At 33.0% G+C, this 8,508-nt stretch carries 8 protein-coding genes, 1 tRNA gene and 1 pseudogene; 9 read left to right on the top strand and 1 reads right to left on the bottom strand.

Annotated features, from left to right (window positions below; genetic code table 11):
* A pseudogene (locus tag ACYSNX_RS12520) lies at positions 1 to 104 on the top strand (ISAon1 family transposase); the annotation flags it as partial.
* A gap of 136 nt (positions 105 to 240) precedes the next feature.
* On the opposite strand, the gene ACYSNX_RS12525 reads toward ACYSNX_RS12520, so the two are convergent.
* A tRNA-Ser gene (locus ACYSNX_RS12525) sits at positions 241 to 325 on the bottom strand.
* A gap of 210 nt (positions 326 to 535) precedes the next feature.
* On the opposite strand from ACYSNX_RS12525, the gene ACYSNX_RS12530 reads away from it, so the two are divergent.
* The 8 genes from ACYSNX_RS12530 (at position 536) to hmpA (ending at position 8,306) form a co-directional block, all read left to right on the top strand.
* On the top strand, positions 536 to 1,051 hold the full coding sequence (locus ACYSNX_RS12530; protein WP_461755001.1) for a GNAT family N-acetyltransferase: 516 nt from the start codon (positions 536 to 538) through the stop codon (positions 1,049 to 1,051).
* 49 nt (positions 1,052 to 1,100) lie between these two features.
* Positions 1,101 to 1,238: a hypothetical protein gene (locus tag ACYSNX_RS12535; RefSeq protein ID WP_461755002.1), complete on the top strand. Its 138-nt coding sequence runs from the start codon at positions 1,101 to 1,103 to the stop codon at positions 1,236 to 1,238.
* Positions 1,239 to 1,418: 180 nt separating this feature from the next.
* On the top strand, positions 1,419 to 3,380 hold the full coding sequence (locus ACYSNX_RS12540) for an LTA synthase family protein (protein ID WP_461755003.1): 1,962 nt from the start codon (positions 1,419 to 1,421) through the stop codon (positions 3,378 to 3,380).
* A complete protein-coding gene (locus tag ACYSNX_RS12545; RefSeq protein ID WP_461755004.1) occupies positions 3,373 to 4,257 on the top strand; it encodes a diacylglycerol/lipid kinase family protein in 885 nt (294 codons plus the stop codon). The genes ACYSNX_RS12540 and ACYSNX_RS12545 overlap by 8 nt, the downstream gene beginning before the upstream one ends.
* Before the next feature lie 4 nt (positions 4,258 to 4,261).
* Complete coding sequence (locus tag ACYSNX_RS12550) at positions 4,262 to 4,945, top strand: response regulator transcription factor (RefSeq protein WP_461755005.1); 684 nt, start codon at positions 4,262 to 4,264, stop codon at positions 4,943 to 4,945.
* On the top strand, positions 4,938 to 6,335 hold the full coding sequence (locus ACYSNX_RS12555; RefSeq protein ID WP_461755006.1) for a sensor histidine kinase: 1,398 nt from the start codon (positions 4,938 to 4,940) through the stop codon (positions 6,333 to 6,335). Before ACYSNX_RS12550 ends, ACYSNX_RS12555 begins: the two co-directional genes overlap by 8 nt.
* A 137-nt stretch (positions 6,336 to 6,472) precedes the next feature.
* Entirely contained in the window at positions 6,473 to 6,928 is a 456-nt protein-coding gene (locus ACYSNX_RS12560) for a GNAT family N-acetyltransferase (RefSeq protein WP_461755007.1), read from the top strand.
* 169 nt (positions 6,929 to 7,097) lie between these two features.
* Complete coding sequence (hmpA, locus tag ACYSNX_RS12565; protein WP_461755008.1) at positions 7,098 to 8,306, top strand: NO-inducible flavohemoprotein; 1,209 nt, start codon at positions 7,098 to 7,100, stop codon at positions 8,304 to 8,306.
* Positions 8,307 to 8,508 lie beyond the last annotated feature (202 nt).

Raw genomic sequence — 8,508 nt, forward strand, 5'->3', positions numbered from 1 at the left:
CTGCGGAATCCTTCAATGCTAAAATAAAACACTTCAGAACGATGTATAGAGGTGTTAGAGATAAAGCTTTTTTCTTATTTAGATTAACGCAACTTTTTGCGTAGTCCCCAACTTTTGCACTTGATCCACTTTTGAACAGAATGCGATACTCTTAAAAAAGAAAAAACCTATAACTCGTTGTGAATCATAGGTTTTGTGCTTTTTTGATGACTTTTAAAAAAGTTATCTTTTATAAATCAGCGGAGAAAGAGGGATTCGAACCCCCGGACCTGTTACAGTCAATAGTTTTCAAGACTACCGCAATCGACCACTCTGCCATTTCTCCAAGGTTATACCTTTGGTCTAACTGGGTGAAAATATAGTAATTCTGATGATTAAACAAAGCCTTTTTTACGGTTTTTTCTAATATTTTCACTCTTGGATATATAACTGCTTCGTATTGTGTGAGGTTGAGGTTTATAATTTTTGGTAATCGGAGATATTCTTTTATAAAATGTTTTGTACATTTCCTTTTTATATAAAAACCTCCATAAGTATGTTATTATCTCTTATAAAATTCCAAGAAGAAGACTTCGAATTATTTTACTCTTTAGTTAGCTGCCCTAAGGTAATGTTATATATAACTAAGCAGCCCTCGTCTTTGGAAAAGGCAAAAGAGAAATTTCAAAGTATGTTAGAGCAAAATAAGTCCCATAGTTATATAGGAAATTATAAAATACTAGATGGCTTCGGCAGGTTTATAGGACATGGGAAAATTGTTTTTTATAAGAATGACCCTTCTATGTTAGAAGTAGGGTATGTTTTGGCTCCTAGTTTTTGGGGCAAAGGGTATGCTACTGCAATTTGCCGAGCCCTTGTTCAAAAGGGATTAAAGCATTTACCAGATCTACCAATTATAGCTCTTATTGATCCACAGAATGCTGCCTCTAGAAAAGTTTTACAAAAATGCGACTTTGAAAGTTACCTGGTTGACAAATCGCAAGAATTTCCCACGGAATATTTACGTTATGTTCCTAATGAAAGTATAGAAGCTGCCCCCTTTAGAAAGTAATAAGTGATTTTTAAAAAAGTAGTAGATTTGTATGTCAAAAAGATAAGATATGAGTAGAAATACCCCGAAAAACAGAAAAGCTGTAAGTGAGAAAATAGCTAAAAAGAGGCAAAAAGAGCAGGAAGCTGCTGTTAAACGTAAGCAAATGTTAAAAGAAATTGTAAATAAGCAAAAAGATTTAAAATAAGTTAATGTGTTTTTATATAATATTTTTAAGTATTAATCTTTGAATAATTAGGATAATGTAACTTAAAAATGGGATGTAGTGATATTAATTTACTTAAGTAAGCTTAAGATTTGCTTAAGATTAATATTTTAGGTTTTGATATATTTGATATTCTAATATATTTGTATTAAAATGTTAAATATGTTAAAAAGTATTTCTAAAAGTAGATACAGTGTTCTACTTTTTTTTTCTGGTTTATTTATAATACTTTCTTTTTTATTTAGAATTGTATTTGCTTTATGGGTTAAAGGAGATTTTGATTGGACACTTGACGATTTACTTGGAACTTTTTTATTTGGACTACTCTACGACATTAGTGTGGTAAGCACGTTCTGTTTGTTTTTGAACTTTTATTTTTTAGTACTGCCAAATCGCTTTGTTAATAGTTGGCTAGATAGGATAGTAGTAAATTTTGTGTTTTTGCTTTTTCTAACAATCATATATTTTACTTTTTTTGCAGAAGTAACTTTTTGGGAGGAGTTTAAAAGTAGATTTAATTTTATCGCAGTTGATTACCTTATTTATACCTATGAAGTGGTTAAGAACATTCAAGAATCTTATCCTTTACCACTTTTAGTAGGAGGAATCCTAGTAATTACATTTGTAACTTTTTTCGCAGCTGTTAAAGGAAAATTTTTCCATTATACTTTTACTTATAAGGCATCAGGACTTCAAAAAGTTTCCGCTTTTTTATTTAATCTTTTACTAGTAGTTAGTTCTTTGTATTTATTAAACAATGATACTAGTTCCATTTCAGAGAATCGTTACAACAATGAGATATCTAAAGCAGGTATATTTTCTTTCTTTTCTGCCTTTAGAAATAATCACTTAAATTATAATGAACATTATAAGTCTTTGGAATTAGAAGAAGCCTTTGATATTGTTAAAAAGGAATTGCAAGATTCTAAAACTGTTTTTGATAAAAGTCATAAAAATCCTTTAAGGCGTACTATTTTAGCCCCGGATCCACAAAGTCCAGAGTTAAAACCAAATATTATTTTTGTTTTAATGGAGAGTGTAAGCTCTTCTTTTATGCAAGAAGAATTTGAGGGTAGACCCATTACTCCTACGCTCAATTATTTAGCGGATAATAGTATTTATTTCTCCAATATGTTTGCAAATGGAACTAGGACGGTAAGAGGTATGGAGGCTGTAACTTTATCGATTCCACCAACTCCTGGACACAGTATAGTTAAGCGAGTAGATAATCAAAACTTATATACTATCTCCAATGTGTTTAAAGACAAAGGTTATCACAATATGTTTTTCTATGGTGGAGATGGATATTTTGATAATATGAATGCATTTTTCGGTGGAAATGGCTTTGATATTTATGATAGAGGTAGAGGTAGTATCTTAAGTGATAAGATTCATACTAGTAGATTCAATATCGAGAATAATGAAGTTACCTTTGAGAACGCTTGGGGTATTTCCGATGAAGATATCTATAATAAAGTTATTCAAGTAGCAGATCAGCAGTATAAAGAAGACCAGCCCTTCTTTGCCTTTGTAATGACAACATCTAACCACAAACCGTATACTTACCAAGATGGTAAGATTGATATTGCATCAGGAAGTGGAAGACATGGAGCTGTGAAATATGCTGATTATGCCGTTGGTGAGTTTATAAAGGAGGTACAAACAAAACCTTGGTTTGACAATACTGTTTTTGTATTTATCTCCGACCACTGTGCAAGTAGTGCGGGAAGATCTGCCATTGATGTAGGTAACCACCATATTCCAGCATTTATTTATAATTCAAAAGCATTAGGTAATATAAATGTGGAAAAAGAGGTGAGTCAAATCGATATCTTCCCTACTTTATTCTCCTTATTAAATTGGGAGTATGTTTCTGGCTTTTACGGCAAGGATATATTTGACCCAGAGTATACCTCTCGTTCTTTTGTAGCAACTTATATTAAGTTAGGACTTAAAAAAGGAGACGATGTGATTATCTTATCGAATCAAAAATTAAGCGACCAATACAAATGGGATAAGGATAACTTGGAACCAGAACCAGTGCTTTCTGATTTTGAAAAATCGGTAATAGCAAATTACCAGACTGCGGATTACTTATTTACTAATAGACTTTTAAATGAATAATACAATTGTTTTTATTGTTAACCCTATAGCCGGAAAAGGCTTAGGTAAAGTAATCTCTCAAGAAATTGAAGAGTATTTTTTGGGTAAAGATGTAAGTATTACTGTTCATTTTACCCAAAAAGCTAACCATGCAACATTATTGGCTAAGGATTTTGTAAAACAAAACCCATTAGCTATTGTAGCCTGTGGAGGAGATGGAACTATAAATGAAGTAGCGCAAGCCTTAGTGGGTACATCTATAGCCTTGGGGGTAATTCCTATAGGATCGGGTAATGGACTTGCCAGTAATTTGAGAATTCCCTCTAGAGTTCATAGGGCCTTAGATATAGTCTGCAATCAACACTCCACCTTTATTGATGTGGGGAAATTAAACGATAGTTATTTTTTCTCGAATATTGGTATGGGAATAGATGCCGATGTAATTCATCGTTATGCTCAAGGAGGAACTAGAAACTTTTATGGTTATTTAAAAGCTAGTTTAAAATCCGTTTATAGTTACTCTGCCAAAAGCTTTAAAGTTCAAATCGACCAAAACTCGGAGTTTAAAGATTCTTTTTACTTTTTGTTCTGCTCTAATTCTAATCAAGCGGGATATGGAATTAGTTTCAGTCCACAGGCTCAATTAAACGACGGGAAATTAGATTTTTTAGCCATAAAAAAACTTAATTTATTAGAGCAACTCTACTTTTCATTTTGTGTGTTAACCCATCGTATCAATCGAATGAAAAAGGCAAGAGTATTACAAGCTAAAGAGATTGAGTTTCTAGCTGATTCACCAGGTATCACTTTGCAAATTGATGGGGAGGATGCTAAGATAGAAACAAAAGGAATAAAGGTAAAGGTGTTAGAAAAATCCTTGAAGGTTTTAGTACCTTAGCATTATGAAAAATCCCACAATCTTAATAGTAGAAGATGAAATAGGCATTGCTCAGTTTATCCAAGAAGGTTTACAAGAGAAGGGTTTTTTGGTTACTCATTGTTTAAACGGTGAGTCGGCCTATGAGGTTAGTCAAAAACAAAAATTCGATTTGATACTCTTAGATTGGATGCTACTTGGTATTAGTGGCCTAGATTTATGTAAATTAATTCGACAAGAGCAAAATATAAATGGAGATACTCCTATTATTTTCTTGACTGCAAAAGACACTATAGAAAATGTGGTTTTAGGATTAGAATCCGGGGCTAATGATTATATCAAAAAGCCTTTTAATTTTCAGGAACTAATAGCTCGTATTGGGGTTTATATACGGGATGTTTCACCTGTTAATGTATTGCAGATGGGTAATATAAGTGTTAACTTACAAAGTAATGAGGTTTTTTTATCCAAACAAAAGGTAGAGCTTACCCTTAGGGAGTACAATTTACTTTGTTATCTCTTTTCCAATAAAAATAAAGTATGTGATCGCAAATCTATTATAAGTGAAATATGGGATATACATCACGATTATGACACTTCTGTTATAGAGGTTTTTATCAATGCATTAAGAAGAAAATTACAACTTAGAAAAGACGACCCAAGACTTTTGACAGTTAGAGGGAAAGGTTATATATCCAAAGATGTTTAAATATTTGTCCTTAAAAAATAGAATTGCCCTCTTTATTACTTTGGGCTTTTCATTAATGTTATGCGTTATTTTCGCTGTAATTTATTATAGCGTTCAAAAAGGTGTAAATAAAAGTATTTTTGAAATCTTGGAAAATGAAATTTTGTCTCATCAAGATTATACCCTTCACCAAGATACCTTTGTTGATTATATTCACCCTAGGGAATGGGAGGAAGTCGAACATACCGATGTGGCTTTAAACCCTGTCTTTATTGCTATTTATAATAAAGACTTCGTATTAGAGGATCACTCTCCGAACTTAGTGCAAAACACCCTTGTATGGGATAAGCATCAAAAAGAGAATGTTCCTTACCTTATTGAATTAAATTCTATAGAACTTGTAGCTGCACAAGCCAAGCTCTATCATAGTGCCAAAGTGGTAGGCTATATAGTTGTTGCTATTAGTATTCAAAAGAATGCTTTTGCTTTAAATTATTTAAAAATTGTTCTAACTATCGCCTTTCCTTTAGCGATTTTACTTAGTTTCTTATTTGCTCGTGTAATAGCTAAGGCATGTACAAAACCGATTTCGACCATTAATTCTACTGCAAAACGCATTTCAAAAGACAATTTGTCACAGCGTATTCCACTGCCTATTTATAAAGATGAGCTTTATGATATGGCCCAGACTATTAATTCTTTACTAGACCGCTTACAAGCTCAGATAAATAGGGCTAGAGAATTTTCTGAAGATGCCTCTCATGAGCTGCGTACTCCTTTGTCTATCGTTAAAGGAAATTTGGAAATTCTTTTATTAAAGCAAAGGACTCCAACAGAATATATTCAAAAGATCAATTACACCTTAAATCAAGTACAGCGATTAGAGCGTTTGGTAGAGCAGTTTTTGTTATTGACAAGAGTGGAAAATAATTCAGCTACTTTGCGTTTATCTACTTTAGACTTAAAACAAGAAGTAGGCAATAGTCTATCTCGATATAGCCTTTTGTTGCAAGAGAAGCATATACAGCTAGACTACTTTAAAGTAGATTCTTACCATATAGAGAATTACCAAGATTTAATTGAAGTTATTTTAGATAATTTGATTTCCAATGCTATCAAATATTCCACTATGTATGGGAGCCTTGTTATCTTTAGTACATTTTTAAAGGATGGTAGATACCAATTGTGTTTTAAAGATAACGGTGTTGGTATGCACCCACAGGATCTTAGTTTTGTTCAAGAGCGCTTTTATAGAGGAGAGTTCTGTGATGAAACAGATTTTCCTGGTAATGGAATTGGACTCAGTATTGTAAGTAAACTTTGTAAAGTGGTGCAATGTTCTATTTCTATTGAAAGTCAAAAGTCTTTAGGAACACAGATTTTTATTACTTTTAAAAAACAACTTCAATAAAATAGGCAAGTCAAAACCAAGGGTTTTGAGCAAGCAAAGCAGTAGGCTCACTTAGCTTAAGAAGTAATGTACTAAATATGGGTTAATTTTTAGAAAAGTATGCCTTGAAGTCGCATCTTTGCCTTAAATACGCAATCATGATAACTAGAATATTTTCCAAAGACTACCCCCGCTTAATGCAGATATGGGAAAATGCAGTTTTGGGAACACATGACTTTTTACAACCAGAAGACTTTGTTTATTATAAGAAGCATTTACACTCCTATTTCGAGCATGTGAAACTTTACGGCTTATTAGACCCAGAGGGGCAAATTCTAGGCTTTATGGGAGTACATGAAAACCAATTAGAAATGCTATTTGTAGATAATGTTTGTCGTAGGATGGGTGTAGGACGTCCTTTATTGGAGTATGCTATTGAAAAATTTGGTGTAGAAAAAGTGAGTGTAAACGAGCAAAATACCCAAGCCGTGAAGTTTTATTCTCATCTTGGTTTTATAGTAGAATCTAGACAGGAGATGGACGACCAAGGAAAACCTTACCCTATCTTACATATGACTAACCAAAGTAAAAAACACCTAAAAGGGCCTTTTTAAAAGGTACTTTTTTTATTATTCTATACTAGAAAAGACCTTCAAAGTGGCTCTGATAGTTGATTTTTAATTTTATTACGGATAAAAGAGTCTTTTGTATTTTATTTAAGACAAAAAACGAGGTTAATTTGATTTTATCTTTTACTTTTGCTGTTCATCAAATATATAAATTATGTTAACTCAAAGTCAGAAAGACACTATTTTAGCTACTGTACCTGTATTAAGAGAGGGCGGAGTAGCATTAACTACACACTTTTACGAGCGTTTATTTACACATCATCCAGAGTTAAAGAATCTCTTTAATATGGGAAATCAAAAAATGGGTAAGCAACAAATGGCTTTAGCTATGGCCGTTTTAGCTTATGCAGAGAATATTGCAAACCCTGGTGTTTTAATGCCAGTTGTAAACTCAATTGGACATAAGCATACTAGTTTAAATATTACTCCTGAGCAATATGATATTGTGGGGCATCATCTATTAGAGTCTATCAAAGAAGTTCTAGGGGATGCAGCTACTCCAGAGATTGTGGAGGCTTGGGCAATTGCTTATAATCAATTAGCTAACCTTATGAAAGGTCATGAGCAAGGTTTATATGAAAAGAAGAAAGAAACTGCTAATAGCTGGGTTGGATTCAAAGAATTTGTAGTAAAGGCTAAAGTAGAGGAGTCTTCGGAAATTACTTCATTTTACTTAGTACCTAAGGATGGTAGTGATGTACCAAGTTATTTAAGTGGGCAATATATAAGTGTGAAATTATATATTCCTAGTATGGAACTTACTCAAATCCGCCAATATAGTTTATCTATGGCTCCTAATAATTCAGAGTTTAGAATTTCTGTTAAAAAAGAGGTGAAACCTAACCAAAATGAAAATGGAATAATAAGTAACTTTATTCACGATAATCTTCATGTTGGGGAAACTCTAGAGGTAAGTGCTCCATCAGGAGTATTTGTATTACAGGAGTCTGATAGAACTAAAGTTTTAATTAGTGGTGGGATAGGCCAAACACCTTTATTAGCTATGTTAGAAACTCTAGTGAAAGAAACGCCAAAAGACCAGAAGATTATTTGGATTCACGGTTCTAGAGATCCAAAAGTTCAAGCCTTCCAACAACATATTGCTGCTTTGAAAAGCCAACACTCTGGTTTAACAGTAATCAACTTCTATGACAATATTGCTCAGGACAAACAAAATGATACTTGTTATAAAGGTATTGTAAACTTAGAGTCAATAAAAGGAATTTCCTTTGACAATAGCATGGATTTTTACCTATGTGGTCCAACTTTATTTTTAACTAAACAATTAAATGACCTGAAAGAATTAGGTATTGATAGTAATCAAGTTTTCTTTGAAGAGTTCGGTCCTGCTAGTTTGGCATAACAAATAGATACTATTTATTTGCAAAAGCAAGCTTTACATTATTGTAGAGCTTGCTTTTTTATGTGTGCCCAGCATGGACAGTAACTCTAGGGTGCAAGTCCCGAACACGCCTTTACAACGGGAAGTGTTAGCCAAATGCAAGGGTGTCCATCGCAAGGTGGAATCTGAAGGAAGCGCTAGGCAAACCCTTGACCTGACGAAC

The sequence above is a fragment of the Myroides sp. LJL115 genome (assembly GCF_054871665.1).